The sequence below is a fragment of the Amycolatopsis sp. NPDC051372 genome (assembly GCF_040682095.1).
GTDB lineage: Bacteria > Actinomycetota > Actinomycetes > Mycobacteriales > Pseudonocardiaceae > Amycolatopsis.
Map to the genome: position 1 here is coordinate 69,173 of NZ_JBFBAF010000027.1, position 21,702 is coordinate 90,874.

The following is a 21,702-nucleotide window of genomic DNA, read 5'->3' on the forward strand; positions in this document are numbered from 1 at the left end:
GATTCGCGGCGGATTCAGACGGCCGGCAGGGCGCCCGACGCAACCGGTCGCCGGAGCACCAACCCGCGCACCTGCCGGCTGGACAGCGCGAGCAAAGTCGCCATCACGATCAGTACACCGCAGCCCAGCAGCACGGGCTCGCGGCCCAGGTGCTCGACCAGTGGTCCCGCCGCGATCTGGCCGATGGGCATGGCCGCGAGGGACCCCAGCACGTCGTAGGAGTACACGCGGGCGAGGCGGTCCTCGGGATGTTCTCCTGCAGGGACACGTCCCAGACGACGCTGAACTGCTCCATCGTCAAGCCGGCCAGGGCCATCGTCAGCAGGAGCGGCACCAGCGCGGGCCACAGGCCCAGGCTGAACATCGGCAGGGCCTCCGTCATCACCAGCAGCACGCCGACGAACAGCGCGCGCCGGGGTTGCCAGCGCGCGGCGACGAGGCCGCCGAAGATGGAGCCGACCGTCTCGATCGCGAGGGCGAGGCCCCAGCCCGTGCGGCCGAACGTCTCGTCGGCGACGACCGGGCCGATCACGACGAGCGTGCCGAGGCCGGCGGCGTTGACGAAGGCGAACTGCACCACCACGATCCACACCCACGTGCGCGAGCGGAACTCGTGCCAGCCCGCGACGAGGTCGGCGATCGGGTGGCTCGCCTCGATGCGGGCGCCGCGCGGGAGGCGGATGCCGCGGTAGGCGACGGCGGCGGCGAGGAACAGCAGCGCGTTCACCGCGACCGCCCAGCCCGAGCCGGCCACGGCGACCACGATCCCGGCGACGCCGGCGCCCGCGACGCGGCCGGTGTTGGTGAGCAGGCGGATCAGGGCGTTGGCCTGGCTCAGCCGGTCTCGTGGAACGGTCTGGGGCGTGATGGCCGCCGCGGCAGGCAGGGAGATCGCCGCGACCGCGCCGTTCACCGCGCTCAGCCCGACGAGGAACGGGATCGACGCGAATCCACAAAGGACACTCACGGCGAGCGCGCCCTGTGTGATCGCCGCGGCCGCTTCGGTGCCCTGCATGATCACCGAGCGGGGCAGGCGGTCGGCCAGCACGCCGCCGAACAGCACCAGCGCGATGTTCGCGACTGAGCGCACGCCCACCACGAGACCGAGGTCTACGGCCGAACCGGTGAGGTCGAGCACAGCGAACGCGAGAGCCACGGGGGCGACGGCGTTGGCGAAGGTGGCGAGGGTCCGTCCGGTGGCGAGCGCGCGGAAACTGCGGCCGCGCAGGGGCTCGAGGAGGCTCACGGCGAGCGAGTATCCGATCATCGGCACATGCGGCACAACTCGATATCCGCTGGCCGGGACCCACGCCACAGGTGTGGTGCGCGGCCGTGGCCCGTGTGCTCTCCTGAGGATCATGCGTACGACGATTCTGGGCAGGAGCGGCCTCGAAGTGTCGAGGATCGCCTTCGGCACGTGGCAGCTCGGCGGGCAGTGGGGTTCCTTCGACGAGGACACGGCGATCGCGGCCATCCGGCACGCGCGTGAGCTCGGCGTGACGCTCTTCGACACCGCGCAGGCCTACGGCGCCGGCGCGGCTGAGCAACTCCTCGGCAAGGCGCTGCGCAGCGAGCTGGACCACGACCGCGACAGCGTCGTCATCGCGGCCAAGGGCGGCACGAAACCGCGTGCCGAACGGGCCCGCGACTCGCGCCGCGAGTGGCTCACCCAGGGTGTCGACAACAGCCTGCGCCTGCTCGGCGTCGACCACCTCGACCTGTACCAGATCCACTGGCCCGACCCCGAGACGCCGGCGGCGGAGGTCGCGGCGACGCTGCAGGAGTTCGTCGACGCCGGCAAAGTGCGCCACGTCGGGGTCTCGAACTACACCGCCGCCGAGCTCGCCGCCTTCGACGAGAGGCGCCCGGTGGAGACGCTGCAGCCGCCGTACCACCTGTTCCGCCGCGGCATCGAGACCGATCCGCTGCCCTACGCTCGTGAGCACGACCTCGGCGTGCTCGCCTACAGCCCGCTCGGCAGCGGTCTGCTCACCGGCACCTTCACGGCGGATTCGGTCTTCGACGAGTCCGCCTGGCGCTCGAAATCCTCGGCGTTCCAAGGTGAAAACCTGAGGCACAACCTGGAGATCGTCGACGAGCTCGCCAAGTTCGCCGCCGAGCGGGGCGCGTCGGTCAGCCAGCTCGCGATCGCCTGGACGCTCGCCCAACCCGGCGTCCACGTCGCCATCGTCGGAGCCCGCAAGCCGCGCAACATCGAGGCCAGCACGGCCGCCGCAGACCTCGACCTGACGCCCGAGGACCTCGCCGAGATCGAGCGCATCACCGCCGGCGCCATCCAGGTCGGTGGCGCCAGCCCGGAGGGCATCGCCTAAGGCCTACTTGGCCCCCGTCGCCCCTTCCAGCTCCGCCAGCGCCGTGTCCAGGTGGGTGAGGATCCGCTGCAGGTGCGGCACGCTGCGCCGGCACCCGGTGATGCCGAAGTCGAGGTTGTCGCCGTTGCTGGTCAGCGTGATGTTCAGCGCCTGGCCGTCGAGCAGCACCGACGCGGGGTAGATGCCGTCGAGCGCGGCCCCGTTCCAGTACATCTGCTTGCGCGGGCCCGGGACGTTGGAGATCACCAGGTTGAACGGCGGCCGCGTGTTGTTCACGACGCCCGGGATCGGCGACGCGCCCAGCTGCGCCACGTTGACGCCCGAGAGCAGCAGCGTCTGCAACGGCGTGAGCTCCGAGAAGAGCTTCTTGCCGTTGGTCATCGACGTGTGGATCGCCGACAGCCGCAGCGCCGGGTCGGACAGGTCGGTGCCGAGGTTGCACAGGAGCGCGCCGATGTTGTTGCCGCTGGCCTCGCCGGCGTCGGCCTTGCGGCGCAGCGACACGGGCACCATCGCGATCAGCGGCGCGTCCGGCAGGGCGCTCTGCTCTATGAGGTAGTCGCGCATCGCGCCGGAGCACATGGCCAGAACCACGTCGTTACGGGAGACGCCGGCGGCGGTCGCCACCGCGCGCACGCGGTCGAGCGACCACGACTGCGCGGCGAACCGGCGGGCGCCGCCGATCGGCACGTTCAGCATCGTCTTCGGCGCCTGCATCGGCAGCGTGAGCGTGTGCTCGCGGAACGCCTCACGCGCCACCTTCGCCGCGGCCGGCGCGATGCCCGCGACCTGGTCGAAGGTCTTGCCCGCGAGGCTGAACAGCGACGGTTGCGCGTGGCCGTTGCCGTTGGTCCCGTTCTGCCGGCTGCCCCACGGCGGCGGGCAGTCGAGGTCGTTCGGGTCGTCGGACAGCGTGCCTTGCAGGTGGCGCAGCGCGGAGACGCCGTCCATCAGCGAGTGGTGGATCTTGGAGTACATCGCGAACCGGCCGTCCTGCAGGCCCTCGATGAGGTGGATCTCCCACAACGGCCGGTGCCGGTCGAGCAGCGTGCTGTGCCAGCGGGAGGTGACCTCCAGCAGCTCGCGGATGCGGCCCGGCTGCGGCAGCGCGGAGTGGCGGAAGTGGTAGTCGAGCTCGAGCTCCGCGTCGGCGGCCCAGCGCACGTACCCGGCGGTGTTCACGGGCCGGCTGGGGCGGCGCCGGAAGACGCTGCGCATGTTGTCGGTGGCGAGCATCTTCTGGCGAAGGTCGCTGAGGTAGTTCTCGCCCGCGTTCTCCGGTTTGCGGAACAGCTGCAGGCCGCCGACGTGCATGGGGTGTTCGCGGGTCTCGACCATCAGGAACATCGAGTCGGTCACGGGCATCAACGGCATTTTCCGACCACCTTCCGCCACGCCGGGGGCATCGGCGCTCCCCGGAGCCCGAGTCTACGCACGATGCGCCGTTGTCTGCCCAATACCACATAATTGCTGGTGGCAAACGGTGTCCGGTGACGACCGTGCGGTGCTTTCCGCGCGGTGGATACAGTGGCAGCCGTGGCAGGACGGACTGGTGCTCAGCATCTGGGCGACGCGCTGAAGGCACTCGGGACCGAAGTCGTGTTCGGGCTCCCGGGAGTGCACAACCTGCCGCTGTGGGAGGCGTTGGCGGAAGCGGGAATCCGGATCGTCGGTGTCCGGCACGAACAGACCGCCGGATTCGCGGCCGACGGTTATGCCCGCGCCACGGGGAAACTCGGCGTCGCGCTCGTGACGACCGGGCCCGGTGCGGCCAACACGCTCGGCGCCGTGGGCGAGGCGATGGCATCGGCCGCGCCGGTGCTCGTGGTCGCGACCGACATCCCCTCCACGCTCAAGCGCCCCGGCGTGGTGCGCGGCGTACTCCACGAAACGTCCGACCAGCAGGCGATGTTCGCACCCGTGACCAAGGCCGGGTTCACCGTGCACCGCGCCGACCAGATCGGCACCACCGTGCACCGCGCGTCGCGGCTCGCGCTGATGCCGCAGACCGGCCCGGTGTACCTCGGCATCCCGACGGACTACCTGCGTGAGACCTCGGAGCCGAGCGGACCGCCGAAGCCGCTGGCCGAGCGGGTGCTCGACCTGCCGGACCTGGCCCGCGCCGCCGAGCTCCTCTCCGGCGCCCGGCGTCCGTTGATCTGGGCCGGCGGCGGCGCCTTGCGTTCGGAGGCGGGCGAGGCCATCGGCAAACTCGCCGAACGCCTGGCCGCTCCGGTGATCACCACGTTCGCCGCGCGCGGGCTGCTTCCGCTCGATCACCCTTGCCTGGCCCCGAATCCGGTGCACGCCCCGGAGGTCGGCGAGCTGTGGGACGAGGCCGATGTGGTGCTCGCGATCGGTACTGACTTCGACGGCCTGATGACGCAGAACTGGCTGATGCCCGTGCCGCCCAAGCTCATCGCGGTGAACGTGGACGCCTTCGACGCGGGGAAGAACTACAAACCGGACATCACGTTGGTGGGTGACGCCCGCCGCGTCGTCGAGTCGCTGCGGCCGGCCAGCCGACCCGGCCTCGACGAGCTGACCGTGCGGCTGGCGTCCATCGGCCGACGCGTGCGCCAGCGCATCCGCACCGAGGAGCCGCAGGCGGCCGACTTCCTGTCCACTTTGGAGGAAGTACTCCCCGAACCTGCCATGCTGGTCACCGACATGTGCGTGGCCGGGTACTGGGTCGGGGGTTTCCACCGCGTGCGCGCGCCGCGCCGGCTCGCCTACCCGATGGGCTGGGGCACGCTCGGCTACGGCTTCCCCGCGTCGCTCGGCGCCGCCGCCACCGGAACCGGGCGCGTCGTGTGCGTGACCGGCGACGGCGGTTTCCTCTACGCGGTGGGCGATCTCGCGACGCTCGCGGAGGAGCAGCTGCCGGTGACGGTCGTGGTCGTCGACGACGGCGGTTACGGCATGCTGCGCTACGACCAGGACCAGGAAGGCCTGCCGCACCGCGGCGTCGACTGGGACAGCCCGGATTTCGTCGGCCTGGCGCGATCGTTCGGGGTGCACGCCGACCGCGTGTCCGGGTTCGGGCGGGCGTTCCGGCGGCTGCTGAGCGAGTTCATCGAGTCGGACGAGCCCAACGTGCTGGTGGTGCGGGCGAAGCTGAAGCCTCCGGTGAACACCTCGCCGCGGTGGCCGCGGAAGCCGCGCTGATGGCGGGCCTGCGGGTCGGCTTGCGGGTCGGGATCGACATCGGCGGCACGTTCACGGACCTGTGCGTGCTCGGCGAATCCGGGGTCGTCGCGGTCGGGAAGGTGCTCACCACCCACCGCGAGCCCGCTCTCGCGGTCGCCGAGGGCCTGGCCGGGGTGTTCGCGCGCGCCGGGCTGGACTTCGGCGACGTCGAGCAGCTCGTGCACGGCACCACGCTGGTCACGAACGCGCTGATCGAACGCAAGGGCGCGCGTACGGCGTTGCTCGCCACGGCGGGGTTCCGCGACGTGCTCGAGATGCGCCGCGAGCACCGTTACGAGCTCTACGACCTGCGCCTCGAACTGCCCGAACCGCTGGTGCCCCGGTACCTGCGCTTCGACGTGCCGGAGCGGATCCTGGCCGACGGGACCGTCCACACAGGACTGGACGAGGAGTACGTCGCGCGGCTGGGCCGAGAGCTCGACGCGCGGGGCATCGACGCCGTCGCCGTGTGTTTCCTGCATTCCTTCACCAATCCTACCCACGAGCGGCGCGCGGCCGAGGTGCTCGCACGCGTGGCGCCGCGGCTGCGGGTGGCGCTGTCGTCCGAAGTGGTGCCAGAGATCCGCGAGTTCGAGCGGACGTCGACCACGGTCGCCAACGTCTACGTGCAGGACCTCGCCGAGCGGTACCTGGCGGATCTGGCGCGCCGGCTGCACGAGCTGGGGGTGCGGCCCGCGCCGCACATCATGCTGTCCCACGGCGGGATCGCGACCGTCGAGACCGCGGGCCGGTACCCGATCCGCATCCTCGAATCCGGCCCGGCGGGCGGGGCGCTCGCCGCTTCGGCGTTCGGCGTCGGGGCCGGGGAACGCGACCTGCTGGCGTTCGACATGGGCGGCACGACGGCGAAACTGTGCCTGGTCGCCGACGGCGCGCCGCTCGTGACCCACGAGTTCGAGGTCGGCCGTGAGTACCGGCTGCTGCCCGGCTCGGGGCTGCCGGTGAAGGTGCCGGTGACCGACATGATCGAGATCGGCGTCGGCGGCGGCTCGATCGCGCGCGTGAACGCGCTGGGTTTGCTGACCGTCGGCCCGGATTCGGCGGGGTCGGAGCCAGGCCCTGTGTGTTACGGCCGCGGTGGGACCGAGCCGACGGTCACCGACGCCGACCTGTTGCTGGGTTACCTCGATCCCGCGTATTTCCTGGGCGGCGGGATGGCGCTCGACGTCGAGGCCGCCCGCGAGGCTGTGCGGACGAAGATCGCCGAGCCGCTCGGCGTGAGCGTCGAGGAAGCGGCGTGGGGCATCCACACGAGCGTGAACGAGGACATGGCCAACGCCGCGCGCGTGCACGCCGTGGAGCGCGGTAAGGATCCGGCGAAGCTGCCGATGTACACGTTCGGCGGCGCGGGTCCGGTGCACGGCGCCGGTGTCGCCCGGGCACTCGGGGCGCCGACGGTGGTCGCGCCGCCGGCCGCGGGTGTGCTGAGCGCGCTGGGGTTTCTGACGGCGCCGCTGGCGTTCGACTTCGTGCGCTCGGCGCGGGCCGCCGTGTTGGACCTGTCGTGGGAGGACGTCGACGCGCGGTTCGCCGAGATGGAGGCCGAGGGCGCGGCGCTGCTGTGGGAGTCCGGTGTGGACGGTACGGACGTGACGCACGCGCGCGTCGCCGAGATGCGATACGCCGGTCAGGGGTACGAGATCCGGGTGCCGGTGCGGGCTTCGGCCGATTCTTGGCCGGACGCGCTGGTCGCGGATTTCACGGACGTCTATCGGTCGTTGTACCGGCGGAGCGGGCCGCCCGTGGCGGTCGAGGTGCTGAACTGGCGGGTGGTCTCGTCGGCACCGGTGCCCGAGGTTTCGTTGCGGCTCAAGGACTCCGCGTCCGGAGACGCCTTCGGCGGCAGCCGCCCGGTCTACTTCGCGGGTGGATTTGTCGACACGGCGGTGGTCGACCGGTACCCGCTGCGGCCGGGCGCGCAGGTCGCCGGCCCCGCGATCGTGCAGGAACGCGAGTCGACGGTGGTCGTCCCGCCTGGTGCGCGCTGCGTGGTGCGCGGCGACGCAAGCCTGGAGGTGAGCTGGTGACCGACCCGATCCTCGTGGGCCTGATCGGCAACCGGCTGCACTCGATCCTGGCCGAGTAGCAGAACGCGCTGGTCAACACCGCATTCTCCGCGGTCGTGCGCGAATCGCTCGACCTCGCGTGCGCCGTGTTCGATTCGCGCGGCGAGATGATCGGCCAGTCGACCGGGGGCACGCCCGGCCACATCAACGCGATGGCCACCGGCCTGCGCCACTTCGTCGCCGAGTACCCGCCGCAGACGCTGGAGCCCGGTGACGTGCTGGTCACCAACGACCCGTGGCAGACGGCCGGGCAGATCAACGACATCACCGTCGCCACGCCCGTGTTCGCGGGTGGTCGGCTGGTCGCGTGGTTCGCGTCGTGCTGCCACGCGCCGGACATCGGCGGTCGGCTCGTGTCCGCGGACGCCACGGAAGTCTTCGAGGAGGGCCTGCGGCTGCCGATCCTGAAGTTCCTGCGCGCCGGCGAGGTGAACGCCGACCTGGAACGGCTGATCCGCGCCAACGTCCGCACGCCCGAGGAGACCATCGGCGACCTGTATGCGCAGGTCGCGGGCAACGACGTCGGCGCCGCGAGCCTGGTACGGCTGCTGGAGGAGTTCGGGCTGGCGTCGCTTGACGACGTCGCCGCGGAGATCATGAACCGCTCCGAACGCGCCCTGCGCGAGGCGATCACCGCGTTGCCGGACGGCGTGTACCGCAACGAGCTGGCGACCGACGGCTTCGACGACGAACCGGTCGTGCTGCGCGTCGCGGTGACCGTGGCGGGCGACGAGATCCACGTGGACTTCGCGGGTTCGTCGCCGCAGAGCCGGCGCGGGATCAACGTGGTGCTGAACTACACGAGGGCGTACGCGTCGTTCGCGGTGAAAGCCGCGATCTCGCCGGAGGTGCCGCACAATGCGGGCTCGTTCCGGCCTGTGTACGTGACCGCGCCGGAAGGTTCGGTGCTCAACTGCGTGGCCCCGGCGCCCGTCGCGTCGCGGCACCTGATCGGGCACTTCCTGCCGTCGTTGCTGATCGGGGCGCTGCCGGGCTGCCCGGTCGCGCCCAGCGCCGACGCCCTGTGGATGACGATCTGGCGCGGCGAGGGGTTCATGTCCACGGTGTTCCAGACCGGCGGCATGGGCGCGCGCGTGTCCCGCGACGGCCTCTCGACCACGGGTTTTCCCAGTGGCCTGCGCTCGACGCCCACCGAGGTGATCGAGACGAGTGCGCCGCTGGTGCAGGGCGTGCGGGAGCTGCTGGTGGACTCGGGTGGCGCCGGTCAGTTCCGCGGTGGGCTGGGGCAGCGGACGACGATGGGTCTGCTGGGCGATTTTCCCTGGAGTGTCAACGGGAATGTCGACCGGGTGCGGGCCGCCGCGTCCGGTGTGGACGGTGGTTCTCCGGGCGCCCTCGGCCGGTTCGGGCTGGTTTCCGGAGCTGATTTGCCGGTCAAGAGCCGTGTCGCTTTGGCTCCGGACGCCGAGGTCGACGTCGTCCTCCCCGGTGGCGGCGGCTACGGCGACCCGCGGCGGCGCGCCGTGGCAGACGTGCTCGCCGACGTGGTGGCGCGGTACGTTTCCGCGGAGGCGGCGGAGTCCGTCTACGGCGTGGTGGTGCGGTACACCGGCGCGCCGGACGCGCTGGTCAGGCTGCCGGAGGACTACGAGGTGGCCGAACTTCGAGGGAGGGACTGAACGATGGCTCGGTTGGCCGGCAAGGTCGCGGTGATCTTCGGGGGCGCGCGGGGCATCGGCCTCGCCACGGTCAAGGAGTTCCTGGCCGAGGGTGCCGTGGTTTTCGCGAGCGACATCCGCGAGCCGGCCGCCCACCTGGACGGCTACCGCCACTCACTCGTGGACGCCACCGACGAGACCGCGGTCGGCGACTTCGTCGCGAGCGTCATCGAGGACGCGGGCCGCATCGACGTGCTGGTGAACAACGTCGGCGTCCACCTCGCCAAACCCCTCACGGAGACCACTCTCGAGGACTTCGACACCATCTTCGCGCTCAACGTCCGCGCCGCCTTCCTCGGCACCCGCGCCGTGCTGCCCCACATGCTCGCGCAGCGCTCCGGCAGCATCATCACGACCTCGTCCAACGGCGGCGTGATGGGCCGTCCGAGCGACCCGGTCTACAACGCCACGAAGCACGCCTTGGTCGGCCTCACGAAGTCCCTCGCCGTCGCCCACGCCCACCAGGGCATCCGCGCCAACACCGTCAACCCGGGCGCCATCGACACCGACATGCTCCGCTCGACGCTGGCCTCCCCGGACGACTTCGAGACCAAACAGCACCAGCTCGTGGCCAGCACCCCCGCGGCCCGCGTCGGCGAGGCCACAGAAGTCGCCAAGGCCATCCTCTTTCTGGCCACCGACGAATCCCGCTTCATCAACGGCGCCGTCCTCCCCATCGACGGCGCGAAGTCCGCCGGCGCGATGCCCTCGAACCGCTACAGCCTGGACTTCGACCTCGGCGTCCGCTGACCGAGTGCCCCGACGCGGCTTGGTTGCGCCCAACACACCGAACGCCACATCGGGTGCGCTGAACGCACCGAACACGACCTCGGGGCCCTTGGGCCACCACCCCAACAGCCACCCGCCTACCCAAATCGGCACCCCACCCATGCCGGGCCCACCCCCACAACCGCCGCCCACCCACGCGACGACACCTGCACCCAGCCCCCTCCCGGCACCCCGATCCGAAGCCTCCTTGCGGCAGGCGAGCCGTTGTCAAGGCACGCTTGGCGGACCTTGTTTGTTGACCTACGGTGGTCGACATAGTCAACAAGGACGAGGTTAGCGCTGGCGGGGAGCCTCGGCGGCTGGCCTGGGCTGTTACGGGCGACTGTCGCAGGTGCCGGAGACCGGCGAGCTGCTTGCCGAGGTGTGCGAAGTGCCCGGCGCCGCCTTCACCGAAACATCAGCGGCATGCCTGCCGAACACGCCCGGCTCCACCGGCGGCTCGTCGAAGCGATCGCCGCCGAAGACGAGCCGGGCACCCGCCCGCGCGCCAGCGAGATCGTGAAACTCGCCGAGACGGGACTGACCAGAATCGCCGCCTGCCGTCGAATCAGGACCCGCCTCCGCTCGCGCGGCGCAGCATGGCAACCCGGTTCCTCAGGTCTGCGGCCTCGTCGTGACTGGGGCCGAACTGATCTTCCACTCGTTCGACCAGAGCTTCGAGCTCGAGCAAAGCTCCTCGGTAATCGCCAGTCGCAGCAAGAAGGCCGGCCACCTGTTTCCGGGTATCCCGTGCCAGCGCGCTGTCGCCGGCACCGCGGGTTTCTTCTGTGGTGACGACACTTCGCAGCCCGCGCAGCGCCTCGGTCAACTCGCCCAGTTCCGCAAGGCAATTCGCGGCTTGGAACCGGCAGTACACGGCACCGTCGGTCGGGCCGCCCGCGCTGCGCGTGAAATCCTCCGCCAGACGGTCGTAGACGGGCAGCGCGGTTCGGTAGTCGCCGCCCAAGAACAGCGTGTTGGCGTACTGGAACCGAACGCCTCGGTCATCCGGGTTGTCGCGAAGGTAGCCGCCGAGCAGGCCTGCCGCCTGCGTCAGCCGGCCCGCCTCGGCCAGCTCAGCTGCGCGTTCCCGGATCTCCGCGGCGTTCTGCTCGGCAGCCGGCTGGGGCACGGCGACCGAGGTCCTTCGCGCCGTCGGACGGGGAGCCAGCGGAAACCGATAGGGCCGGGTCGGGTCGACGGGGTCCGGCTGCTCCGCAGGATCCAAGCCCTCGGCCGGCCGGGGAACGAACGGCAGCAGCGCGGTGTAGACGTCAACGGCACTCTCCGGGCGGTTCTCCGGGTCCTTCGCCAGCAGGTCGAGGACGAGCCGTTCGAGCGGTTCCGGCACGTCCGGCCGGCAATCCCGGAGCGGACGCGGGGTCTCCTGCAGATGGGCGTACATCAGCGCAGCGGGCGTGTTCGCGTTGAAGACCGGCTCGCCGGAGATCAGTTCGTGCAACACACAGCCGAGGGAGTAGAGATCACTCCGCGGGCTGATGTTCGCAGAGGTCAGCTGCTCAGGCGCCAAGTACGCCGGACTGCCGACTGCCTCGCCCACCATCGTGACCCGGGTGATGTCCGGGTCGAGCAACGCGGCGACACCGAAATCGAGCACGACGACGGTCCCGCCGTTTGCCACCATGATGTTGCGCGGCTTGAGGTCCCGGTGCACGAGGGAAACAGCGTGCGCGGCCGACAGCACCGCGGCGATCTGCGCACCGATCGCCGCCGACCATTCGACCGGGCAAGGCCCCTTGGTGGCAATGAAATCAGCCAGATCGAGCCCGTTCACCAGCTGCATGACGAGGAAAAGCTGTCCCTCGTGCGCACCGACGTCGAACACCGCGGGCACTCCCGGGTGCTCGAGGCGCGCCGTGAGCCGCGCTTCCCGGCGAAACCGTGCGATCAACGCCCGCCCAGAGGTGCCGTCCGCGGAGATCTCCGGGCGAAGGATTTTCAGCGCGACGGTCCGGTCGAGGCGGGTGTCATAGGCGGCCCAGACTTCGCCCATTCCGCCGCGCCCGATCGGCATCGTCAGTTCGTAGCGCTCTGCAATGATCCGCGGTTGCTGGCTCACGACATCCCCTCGCCGACCGGCTACGCGACCTCTCGCCGGAGTGCCTCGTAAGCATACCGGCGGGCGATCTTCGTCATGTCATTTTTGAAGACCTCGTCGTCGGTGAACTTCTGCAGCACCTTGGTGTCGTTCTCGATGCGTTCGATGAGCTTGTCTTCGAAAACGTTGTCGAAGACGTGCCCGAAGTCCTCCTCGTTGTTGGCGAAGGCCGCGGCCTTCACCTTGGGGTCCGCCATCGCGTCGCGCGCGGAACCGCCGACCAGGTCGTCGTCCCCGAGGTTGACTCCGAACTTCTCGTTGAGGCCGGCGATCAGCTCGGACAGGGACACCCGGTCGGGCTCGTCCGCCGAGCTGCCGCCGCTGCTGCTGAAACCGGGCAGCACCTGGGCGCCCTCCGGCTCCAGGCTGACGTCGTAATCGCCGGTTTTGGTGATCCGGAGATGGGTCAGGTCGACCTGGCCGAGGTCGACTCCCGGGTCTTCCCGGCGAGGCAACCGGTTCAGCAGATGCCGGCCGTAGACGTAGAGCCGTTCGAGTTCCGCGTCGGTGTAAGGCACGACCTGAGACAGGAACCCGTACTTGCGGACGTAATCACGAAGCGCGGAGCGGAATTCCTCCGCGGTTTCCGGGTCATCGGCGTTGAGCTGGACGAACCGGTCCCGGGCCGGGTCTGTGAAGCGATAGAGGTCGGCGTGGGCGCGCTGCCATTGCGCATCTGTCTTGGCAACTTGCTCCGCCCGGAGATAGGCAACCGCGAAAGCATCCATTTCGGACTCGACGAGCAAGGCGAAGTCCATGACCGCTCGCTGCGCCGCGTACAGCAGGTTCGGGTCGGTGGGCGCGGCGATGGTGCTTTCGAAGAACGGCTTGAACTCCTTTCTGATGTCCTCGGCCTCGTTCGCGAGGTCGAGAACGAACAGGTCGTCCTGACTCTTCAACGGATGGGTGCGGTTGAGGCGCGACAGCGTCTGCACCGCGGCCACGCCTTGCAGCTTCTTGTCCACGTACATCGTGGTGAGTAGCGGCTGGTCGAATCCGGTCTGGTACTTGTCGGCGACGACGAGGATCCGGTACTCCGGCTTGGGGTTCACGGCCGCGTGCGGATCGTCGGCCCGGGTGTAGCCGAACTTCTCGGGCAGCGCAGCCTCGCTGAAGCCGTTGATGCCCGGTTCGGTGACCTTGTCCTCCGGGTTCTTGTCGACCTCGAGTTCGCCGGAGAACGCGACGAGTGCACCGCAGTCGGTGTAGCCGCGGACGTCGATGTACGCCTCGATCTTGCGGAACAGCTTCACGGCGTGCTCGCGGGAGCGGGTCACGACCATCGCCTTGGCCCGGCCTTCGAGCCGCGGCGCGACCATGTGGTGGAAGTGCTCGACGATGATCTCGGCGCGTTGTTCGAGGCTGGCCGGGCTGAGCACCGCGAACCGGGCGAGCTGGCCGCTGGCCTTGCGCTCGTCGACTTCGCGATCGTCCGGATTGGCGTTCGCCAGCCGCCAGTAGGTCTTGTAGGTCAAGTAGTTCCGCAGGACGTCGAGGATGAACCCTTCGTCGATCGCCTGCCGCATCGAGTACACGTGGAAGGCCTCGTGCTTCTCGGTCACGGGATTCAGGGTTCCGAACAGTTCGAGCGTTTTCGGTTTCGGCGTTGCGGTGAACGCGAAGTACGACAGCGTCTCGTGACGGCCGCGGGCGAGCGCGGACGCGGTCAACGGGTCGCCGTCCTCGTCGACATCGTCGCTGCCGAGCCTGAGGAGAACCTTCTTCAGGGCGGTCGACGACTCGCCGGACTGCGACGAGTGGGCCTCGTCGACGACGATGGCGAACTTCTTGCCGCGCAGGCCGCTTACTTTCTCGAGTACGTGCGGGAAAGTCTGGAGCGTGACGATGAGAATCTTCGTCGTCTCGCCCGCGAGCGCATCGGAAACCTGCTGGGACTTCGATCCTTCCGATTTGTCGCTGATCTTGGTGACGACGCCCGAACGATGTTCGAACTGGTAGATCGTGTCCTGCAACTGCCGGTCCAGCACCGATCGGTCCGTGATCACGATGACCTTGTCGAAGACCGGTTCGTTGGCATCGCTGTGCAGGTTCGAAAGCCGGTGTGCGAGCCAGGCGATCGTGTTCGATTTCCCCGAACCGGCGGAATGCTGGACGAGGTAGTTGTGCCCGGACCCGTGCTTCGCCACGTGGTCGGTCAGGCTTCGCACCGCGTGCCATTGATGGAACCGCGGAAAGATCATCGGCAGATCGTTCGGGTTCTTCCGGCCGACCCCGTTCGACGCCTTCTTGGGCTTCTCGACATGCATGAACCTCCGGATGATGTCGAGCCACGCCTCCCGCTCCCAGACCTGCTCCCACAGGTAGGAGGTGCGGTAGCCGCCCGGTTTCGCCGGCCGGTTCCCGGCGCCGCCGGTCTCCCCAGCCCCTTCGGAGCCGGTGTTGAACGGCAGAAACCGGGTCTTCTCGCCGGTGAGCTTCGTCGTGACGAAAACCAGATCGGGGTCGACGGCGAAGTGCACGAGAGCGCGACGCGCAAACAGCAGTTCCTTCGGGTCTCGGTCGCGGCGATACTGGTTTTTGGCGTCGTCGACGGTCTGTCCGGTCAGCGGATTCTTCAATTCCGCCGTAGCGACCGGGATTCCGTTCACGAACAACGCCAGATCGAGCGACTTTTCCGGAGTGGTGACCGAGTAGTGCAGTTGGCGGATCACCGTGAGGATGTTTCCGTTGTACTCAGCCAACGCGTCGTCGGCAAGTGTGTGCGCCGGGCGGAAATACGCCAGCCGGATCAGGACGCCGCGGTCTTTGACCCCGTGCCGCAGCACGTCGAGTGCACCCCGCGCGTCGATCTCTCGCGCCAGGTGCGTCTTGAAGCGCACCTGCGCTTCATCGGGTCCGCCGTCGAATTCGACCAGGCGCGCCCATTGGTCGGCTTGGGTGCGCCCGATGAAGGTCCACAGATCGACCGGTACCAAGCCCAACTCGCGGTCGTAGTCGACAGGTTGTCCGCGGTGCCATCCTCCGTCGATCAGCGATCGCTCGATCGCATCCTCGAAGGCGACCTCTTTGTGCACACTCATCGTCTCCCCTTCCGCCTGAGTCAGTTCTCGTCGAAGAAGTCTTCGTCGATGCGCTTGAGGACGAACGTGCTCTCGTCCTGCACTCCGACGTTGTGCAGAATCATCAATTCCGCCAGTCGACGACCGTCGATCAAGACGATCCGGTTCGGAATGCGTTCCACGTAATCACCAGCATCAGCGCTGAATCGGCTCGTCGTGATGAACACTCCGCGGTCCGCTTGCCGACCGTGCAGAGCACCGACGAACGCCTGGATGTCGGGCCGGCCGACCGCGCGCTCCGGCGCGTAGCGCTTCGCCTGCACGTAGACCCGATCCAGGCCGAGCACATCCTGCCGCACCACGCCGTCGATCCCGCCGTCACCGCTCTTGCCCCAGTGCTCGACCGCTCCGGCCCGACCGCCGTATCCCATCGCGGTCAGCAGGTGCAGAACCAGCCGCTCCAGGAACACTGGCGATTGGTCCAGCACCCGCTGAAGCACTTCCTCCGCAAGCGCTTCGTTGCTTTCCCGCACGGCTTCCGCGATCGCATCGCGCGGAGTCTCCGCGTGGCTTCCCGCGGCTGATCCGCTTGCCGCCATTCCGGAGGGGGCCTTCGTCCGGTTCAGGAAATCTCGGTACTCGGCGAACCGCGACAGCACTTTCCTGTCGATCCGATCGGAGTGTTCTGCGAGCGTTTTGCGACCGCGCGCGGTGATGCTGACGTGCCCGCGACTCGGCCGCGCGAGCAGGCCCGCCTGGCAGAGGTGCGTGATCGCCCACTGGACCCGGTCGTTGATCCGCGTCTTGCCGCTCGGGAAGGCATCGCGGAAGTCCTCGGCGTTCAACCCGAGTTTCTCGGCGGCGGGCACCTCGACCTCTCGCCGGTGTCGGACCTGCCCGTCCGACAGGATCGTCAGCACGGGCACCATGAACGTCTGGAATTCCGGAACCGTCACAGCAGCCTCAAACGATGTTGTTCAGCTAATACCACACGTCGTTCCGTCGGCACGGACTCGTCGTCCAGCACCGCCGGCCGATGCAGCCCGGTGTCGGTCGACCTGACATCGGACTCCTTCGCATCGCTTTTGCGCGCGAACTCGTCGAACAGCAATCTCTTGTTCTCCTGGATCTCGCGAATCCTTTCGTCCACACTTCCTTTCGCCAGCACCCGGTGAACCTGCACGGTATGGATCTGACCCATCCGGTAGGCGCGGGCGATGGCCTGTTCCTCGATGCTGGGCTTCCACTGCGGCTCGGCGATCACCACGACGGAAGCAGCCTGGACGTTCAGCCCGACCCCGCCAGCCTCGATCTGGGCCAGCAGCACCGCGCCACCTTCATGCCGAGTGAGGTCCTCGACCATTTGCTGCCGCACCGGAGCCGGCACCGATCCGGTCAACGGCCCCATCGCCAAGGTCCCCAGGGCGCGGTGGATCGCGCCCAAAACGTCAAGGAAATACGAGAAGACAATCACCTTGCGCCCGTCCGCGACAGTCTCCTCGACGATCTCCCGGATACGCTCCAGCTTCGCCGAATCCGAAGATTCGAAGGCCGCGCGACGCATGTGCATGAGGTTCCGCTCTTGCACTGCGGCGCGGTAGGTGGCTTCGTCCTGCCGGGTGAGCTGCACCCAGTCCTCGACCTCGATCTTGTCCGGAAGCTCGGTCAGCACGTCTTCCTGGTTGCGCCGCAGGTAGACCGGCGAGACCGCACGGCGGAACGCCTTGGCCCCGACGACGGCGTCCGCTGTGCTGACCCGACTCGCAACCCCCGGCTGGAGGTAACCGACCAGGTTGCGAAACTCCTCCACTCGGTTCTCCATCGGCGTCCCGGTGAGGAACAAGGCGCGCTGAGCACGCTTCAGCACCTTCGCGATCGCTTGGGAACGCTTTGCGTCGGGGTTCTTGACGTAGTGGGCTTCATCGACGACCAGCATCGCGATGTCGGCGCCTTCGAGGAATTCCAACGTGCTAACCGTGCCGAACGTCGTGACTGCTACACCGCCCCGACGAAGCCATTCGCCGCCGTTGAGCTCCCTATCGCGGCCGTGTACCAGGTGCGATGCCAGATCGGTGTGCCGCTCGATCTCCTTCATCCAGTTGATCTGCACGCTCGCGGGGCAGATCACCATGAAGCGGTGCTGCCCCTTGGCCACCATGTGCGCGAACACGGCCAGCGCCTCGACCGTCTTGCCGAGGCCCATCTCGTCGCCCAGGATCGAACGCTGCTGGTGAATGGCGTACTTCGCGCCGAACGCCTGGTACTCCCGGAGAGTCGTATTGAGCAGCGTGGTATCGAGCGGCTCAGCGGAGATCTTCTGGCGAAGTTCCGGCCCGATGAAGCCTTCAGCCGCTTCGCGGTCGTCGACCTGTCCGGCGCCGCCCACTGTCGACAGCAACGCGTTGAACGCCGCGGCGTCGATTTCGTAGTCTCGCCAAAGCTGTTCGGGCTGGTAGTTGCGCGGTTCGGTGGCTTGTTCCGCGCTGTAGACCGTGTGCCGCAGCGCGACAACGGCCGGATCGGCCATGATCGCCTGCAGCTGCGCGAGCGCTGCCCGGGTCGCTTCCTTCTTCTGCCGCCCCGCAAACGTCATCCGCCATCCGCTGGTGATGCGCTCGGCCTGCGCCACCAGCGGCGTCGTCTGTTGCTGAAGCTGCGCGATTGGACCGCGCAATGCCGATGCCGCACTGTCCGCGTGCCGCGCTGCGGCCAACGTAGCCAGAAGTTGGGTATGGCCGACGGGTTTGTCCCCCGGGTCCAGGCGGACACGGGACTCCTTAAGGAGTTGATCCGCAAGTTTGCCGGCGGCGGCAACGACTTCTTGCACGGTGTGACTGCCGACGCCGGGAACACGCTCCAACTGCGCGGGGTGCGCCCGGAGGACGTCCGCGACGGTTCGGTAACCGCCGGCCTCCAGGCTCCCCAGCCGGGTGCCTCGGCCCATCAGGTCACGGAGGTCGGCTACCGGGCGCTTGCGCAGCAGGTTGACCAGTTGCTCGTTGGCGAGCATGTCGGTTTGCTGGCGTGCGCTCGCCCGTAGTGCTCCCGGGAGCTGCAGCAGCTGCCCGCCGCGGTGGACCAGGTCGGTCAGCGTCGCGATGAGCTGCCGTGCCTGGTCCGCCGGTTTGGCCCGGCTGGGTGGTGCGCCTGGTTGCGGTGGTGACGGGTCTCCGTCGGTCATCGCGATTCCCCCCCTCGGCGGCCATGGTGTTACGCCCTGACTCCGGATCGAGCGGTTGTTACGTCCAGTTCGCCGGTGACAGCAGCGGTGACCAACGTCTGCCGCCGTTCGGCAAGTAACTCGACCTGACGTGAGATAGAATGAACCAATCGGTCCTGATCCTCTGTGGAGTGCTCCAATCTAGAGGCAATTGCAAATTGACAGTCTTGATTTAAATCGGGAACGCAGATGTATTTTAGATCCGAAACGTTCACCCTGGGAGTGCGCACATTGCCCTGCTCTTCCGAGCCTATCCCTCGAATCACCGACGACATTCCCGAAATTACACGCGGAGACCTGAAAAGATAATGAAGGAACTTGGGATCGACTCCCTTTTGGGGCCGTAGGACGGCATAATCTGGACTAACTATTCCACCCTGACGAGAAATACCTACCGCCCCTTGAAAGGCTCGCATTCTGTTAAGAATCAGGTCACCACGCCGACACACCTTGTAGGAATCAAATCCATCCGCCCGAGGAGGCCGATCATTGATCTCATCGTAAGGCGCTACCCCGAAATGAATTGAGACTGAAAGCAATACGGGGGGCGATGCAGCTCCCAAGCGAACATCAGTCTCGCAAAAGAGACTTGACAATCTAACACTCGGAGCATTGTCAAATAGGGGCCCTAACTCCTCTTCCATTACCGAATATGTTCTCGAACGCACTAATTGCAGCTGACGAAGGCGCTTTTTTGAAATGCCATCGAGGTATGACGTTTCGACATCAAGGAAGTCGGCGATCCGCCGCTGCTCCTCCAGTCCTGGCAGGGAGATCGATGAGGATCCCATACGATCGGGGCTGAGTTCGATCTGATTCGTAGCCCCAGTTACCAGCGCAGACATCATGTAGTGCTGATACGGAGCAGACGAGAGGTAGTAGTAGAGGTAGCGCGAATTTAATATTTCCGGATTCGGCCTGACGACGGTTACGTGACTGTCAGCAATACACGGGAGCGAGTCGGGAGCTCCCAAGAAATGCCCAACCCGACCGAGTGTGCCAGTTCCCGTTGAGTTGACAATCACATCACGTTCAACGAGGTACCCCTTTAGCTTCCGCGCGTCTCCTTTGAATTCATGGAATCGAGCGCGCTCCCAGTCAATCCCGGAATCCTGGTTGGATGCCTGGCCAACGACTCTGAGTGCCCCCTCGTCCACGTACTCAGGAGCGGTGCCGCGACGCAGGACAGTGGTGACGGTGCTCAGAGGAACCCAGCTCCATTCGGACGGTATCGTGACACCGTCGAGCCCCGTGCTCACTCCGTCACCTCGCTCAGAAGCCGCTGGATTTCGAACTCCAGCTGCTTCAACTCAGCATCAATCTCCGCAAGCGGCCGTGGCGGCGTATACACGTAGAAATGCCGCGTGAACGGAATCTCGTAGCCGATCTTCGTCTTACTCTCATCGATCCACGCGTCCGGCACATGCGGAAGAACTTCCCGCGCAACATGCTTGTGAACATCTTCCAGCAACGGCACATTCTCGTTGTCCCGCAGATCCGGGTCAGGCAACGGCGAGCCATGCTTGTCGAGCTGCACCTCACCCTCCGGGTCCGACACCGAAACCGCCGCCCACACGGCCTTCTTCACCGGAGCCGGCAGCGCCGAAAGACCACCGGAAAGCGCCTCCGACAGCAGCTTCGTGAAATCCTGCTTCCGCCACACGACCGGCTGGCCGGCCAACGTCCGCAAGTCGGCGAGCAATCCAGCACGACCCTCGTACTTTGAGAGCGGCTTGGCCACTTCGAGCTCCGCCAGCGCATCCTCGGTCACCTCGAAGTGCAGCTTCAACGGCCGTTCGACGGTGATCCGCTGGTAACCGAAGTCCGTGGTCGGGAAGACCTTCACCTTTTCATGCAACGGATGTGCCGAATCGTCAGCCACAGCAAGCGCCTCGCCGTACAACGAAGTCAACTTGGCAATCTTGTCGTCGGAGATGAACTTTCGCTTGTTGTTCAGCGACTTCCGCATCTTGGACCAGTACTCGCGGGCGTCGAGCAGGATCACCTTGCCCTTGTGCGCCGTGTCCTTGCGGTTGCTGAGAATCCAGAAGTACGTCGAAATCCCGGTGTTGTAGAACAGTTGATCCGGCAACGCGACGATCGCCTCGAGAAGATCGTTCTCGAGGATCCACCGTCGGATCTCCGACTCACCGGAACCAGCCGCACCAGTGAACAACGGACTGCCGTTGAAGACGATCGCGATCCGGCTGCCGCCCTCATCCGGGCGCTTCATGTGGTGGATCATGTGCTGCAGGAACAGCAGCGAACCGTCGTTGATCCGCGGCAGGCCGGCACCGAACCGGCCGGCGAAGCCGATCTCGGCTTCCTTCTCGACGTCGTCCTTGACCTTCTTCCACTCCACCCCGAACGGCGGGTTCGCGAGCAGGTAGTTGAACCGCCGGCCGTAGTGCTTGTCGTGGCTGAAGGAGTTGCCGAACTTGATGTTGTCCGCGTCCTCGCCCTTGATCATCATGTCGGAGCGGCAAATCGCATAGGACTCGGCGTTGAGCTCCTGGCCGTAGACCTTCACGGTGGCGTCCGGGTTGTGGTCGAGGATGAACTCCTCCGCCGCGGTGAGCATGCCGCCGGTACCGCAAGCCGGGTCGAGCACCGTCTTGACCACGCCGGGCGTGACGAGATCACCGGTGTCCGGCGCGAGGAGCAGGTTCACCATCAGCTTGATGACCTCGCGCGGGGTGAAGTGCTCGCCGGCCGTCTCGTTGGAGATTTCCGAGAACCGCCGGATGAGTTCCTCGAACAGGTAACCCATCTGATGGTTGTCCACCACGTCCGGGCTCAGGTCGATCTCCGCGAACTTGCTGGCGACCTGGTAGATGAGACCTGCGTTGTCGAGACGCGTGAGCTGGACGTCGAACTCGTAGGAGTCGAAGATCTCCTGCGCGTTGGCGGTGAACCCGCGGATGTAAGAGCGGAGGTTCTTCGCGACGTTGTCCTGGTCGCGAACGGAAGCTGCGAAGTCGAGCTTGCTGGTGTTGACGAAGCTCAGGCCACCCGCGGCACGCTTGAGCATGCCGTCCATGTTCTGGATGCCCTGTTGCTTCCGCTTGTCCTGCTCGGCCAGGACAGCCTCGCGGGTCGGCGCGAGCACACAGTCCAAGCGGCGCAGGACGGTGAACGGCAGGATCACCTTCCCGTACTCGGACTGCTTGTAGTCGCCGCGCAACAAGTCGGCCACCGACCAGATGAATCCGGCCAGCTCGGTGTGTTTGCTGCTCAATTCCGTCCCCTCGGGGTGGTGCTCGTCGTCCTGGACATGTCTGTATACC

At 67.2% G+C, this 21,702-nt stretch carries 11 protein-coding genes and 2 pseudogenes; 5 read left to right on the forward strand and 8 right to left on the reverse strand.

Translation table 11 applies throughout. The annotated features are described in order from the left end of the window. Positions 1–14: 14 nt before the first annotated feature. Positions 15–1,267 (reverse strand): annotated as a pseudogene (locus AB0M56_RS34625) (MFS transporter). A gap of 91 nt (positions 1,268–1,358) precedes the next feature. On the opposite strand from AB0M56_RS34625, the gene AB0M56_RS34630 reads away from it, so the two are divergent. Further along, entirely contained in the window at positions 1,359–2,333 is a 975-nt protein-coding gene (locus tag AB0M56_RS34630) for an aldo/keto reductase (RefSeq protein WP_364184101.1), read from the forward strand. Between the two features lie 3 nt (positions 2,334–2,336). Here AB0M56_RS34630 and AB0M56_RS34635 read toward each other — a convergent pair whose 3' ends face one another. After that, positions 2,337–3,707 (reverse strand): wax ester/triacylglycerol synthase family O-acyltransferase, encoded by a 1,371-nt coding sequence (locus tag AB0M56_RS34635; protein WP_364184103.1) that lies wholly within the window; start codon positions 3,705–3,707, stop codon positions 2,337–2,339. Between the two features lie 162 nt (positions 3,708–3,869). Between AB0M56_RS34635 and AB0M56_RS34640 the strand changes: the two genes are divergently transcribed. The 4 genes and pseudogenes from AB0M56_RS34640 to AB0M56_RS34655 all read left to right on the forward strand — a co-directional run bounded on the left by AB0M56_RS34640 (position 3,870) and on the right by AB0M56_RS34655 (position 10,038). Continuing rightward, positions 3,870–5,501 (forward strand): thiamine pyrophosphate-binding protein, encoded by a 1,632-nt coding sequence (locus AB0M56_RS34640; protein WP_364184106.1) that lies wholly within the window; start codon positions 3,870–3,872, stop codon positions 5,499–5,501. Next, positions 5,501–7,570, forward strand: coding sequence for a hydantoinase/oxoprolinase family protein (locus AB0M56_RS34645; protein WP_364184273.1), 2,070 nt, complete (start codon positions 5,501–5,503; stop codon positions 7,568–7,570). Before AB0M56_RS34640 ends, AB0M56_RS34645 begins: the two co-directional genes overlap by 1 nt. Next, positions 7,564–9,249: pseudogene (locus tag AB0M56_RS34650) on the forward strand (hydantoinase B/oxoprolinase family protein). The gene AB0M56_RS34645 and the pseudogene AB0M56_RS34650 overlap by 7 nt, the downstream one beginning before the upstream one ends. A gap of 3 nt (positions 9,250–9,252) precedes the next feature. After that, complete coding sequence (locus AB0M56_RS34655) at positions 9,253–10,038, forward strand: SDR family oxidoreductase (protein WP_364184109.1); 786 nt, start codon at positions 9,253–9,255, stop codon at positions 10,036–10,038. 586 nt (positions 10,039–10,624) lie between these two features. Here the strand turns inward: AB0M56_RS34655 and AB0M56_RS34660 are convergent. From AB0M56_RS34660 to AB0M56_RS34685, 6 genes are read right to left on the reverse strand one after another with little or no spacing between them, the layout of a single operon-like run. Next, on the reverse strand, positions 10,625–12,136 hold the full coding sequence (locus tag AB0M56_RS34660; protein ID WP_364184112.1) for a protein kinase: 1,512 nt from the start codon (positions 12,134–12,136) through the stop codon (positions 10,625–10,627). Positions 12,137–12,156: 20 nt separating this feature from the next. Beyond that, positions 12,157–15,216 carry a DEAD/DEAH box helicase family protein gene (locus tag AB0M56_RS34665; RefSeq protein ID WP_364184114.1) on the reverse strand — a complete coding sequence of 1,020 codons (3,060 nt, stop codon included), beginning with the start codon at positions 15,214–15,216 and terminating at the stop codon, positions 12,157–12,159. A gap of 20 nt (positions 15,217–15,236) precedes the next feature. Continuing rightward, the gene (locus tag AB0M56_RS34670) at positions 15,237–16,151 is read right to left on the reverse strand and encodes a restriction endonuclease (RefSeq protein ID WP_364184117.1); all 915 of its coding nucleotides are present in this window, start codon (positions 16,149–16,151) and stop codon (positions 15,237–15,239) included. Continuing rightward, the gene (locus AB0M56_RS34675) at positions 16,148–18,376 is read right to left on the reverse strand and encodes an SNF2-related protein (RefSeq protein ID WP_364184120.1); all 2,229 of its coding nucleotides are present in this window, start codon (positions 18,374–18,376) and stop codon (positions 16,148–16,150) included. Before AB0M56_RS34675 ends, AB0M56_RS34670 begins: the two co-directional genes overlap by 4 nt. A gap of 29 nt (positions 18,377–18,405) precedes the next feature. After that, entirely contained in the window at positions 18,406–19,674 is a 1,269-nt protein-coding gene (locus tag AB0M56_RS34680) for a restriction endonuclease subunit S (protein WP_364184123.1), read from the reverse strand. Further along, positions 19,671–21,653 (reverse strand): class I SAM-dependent DNA methyltransferase, encoded by a 1,983-nt coding sequence (locus AB0M56_RS34685; RefSeq protein ID WP_364184125.1) that lies wholly within the window; start codon positions 21,651–21,653, stop codon positions 19,671–19,673. The genes AB0M56_RS34680 and AB0M56_RS34685 overlap by 4 nt, the downstream gene beginning before the upstream one ends. Positions 21,654–21,702: the final 49 nt, after the last annotated feature.

Coding starts and splice junctions, on each gene's coding strand:
- AB0M56_RS34635 (WP_364184103.1), bottom strand. CDS start 3,707: ATGCCGTTGATGCCCGTGACCGACTCGATGTTCCTGATGGTCGAGACC.
- AB0M56_RS34630 (WP_364184101.1), top strand. CDS start 1,359: ATGCGTACGACGATTCTGGGCAGGAGCGGCCTCGAAGTGTCGAGGATC.
- AB0M56_RS34645 (WP_364184273.1), top strand. CDS start 5,501: ATGGCGGGCCTGCGGGTCGGCTTGCGGGTCGGGATCGACATCGGCGGC.
- AB0M56_RS34655 (WP_364184109.1), top strand. CDS start 9,253: ATGGCTCGGTTGGCCGGCAAGGTCGCGGTGATCTTCGGGGGCGCGCGG.
- AB0M56_RS34675 (WP_364184120.1), bottom strand. CDS start 18,376: ATGACCGACGGAGACCCGTCACCACCGCAACCAGGCGCACCACCCAGC.
- AB0M56_RS34665 (WP_364184114.1), bottom strand. CDS start 15,216: ATGAGTGTGCACAAAGAGGTCGCCTTCGAGGATGCGATCGAGCGATCG.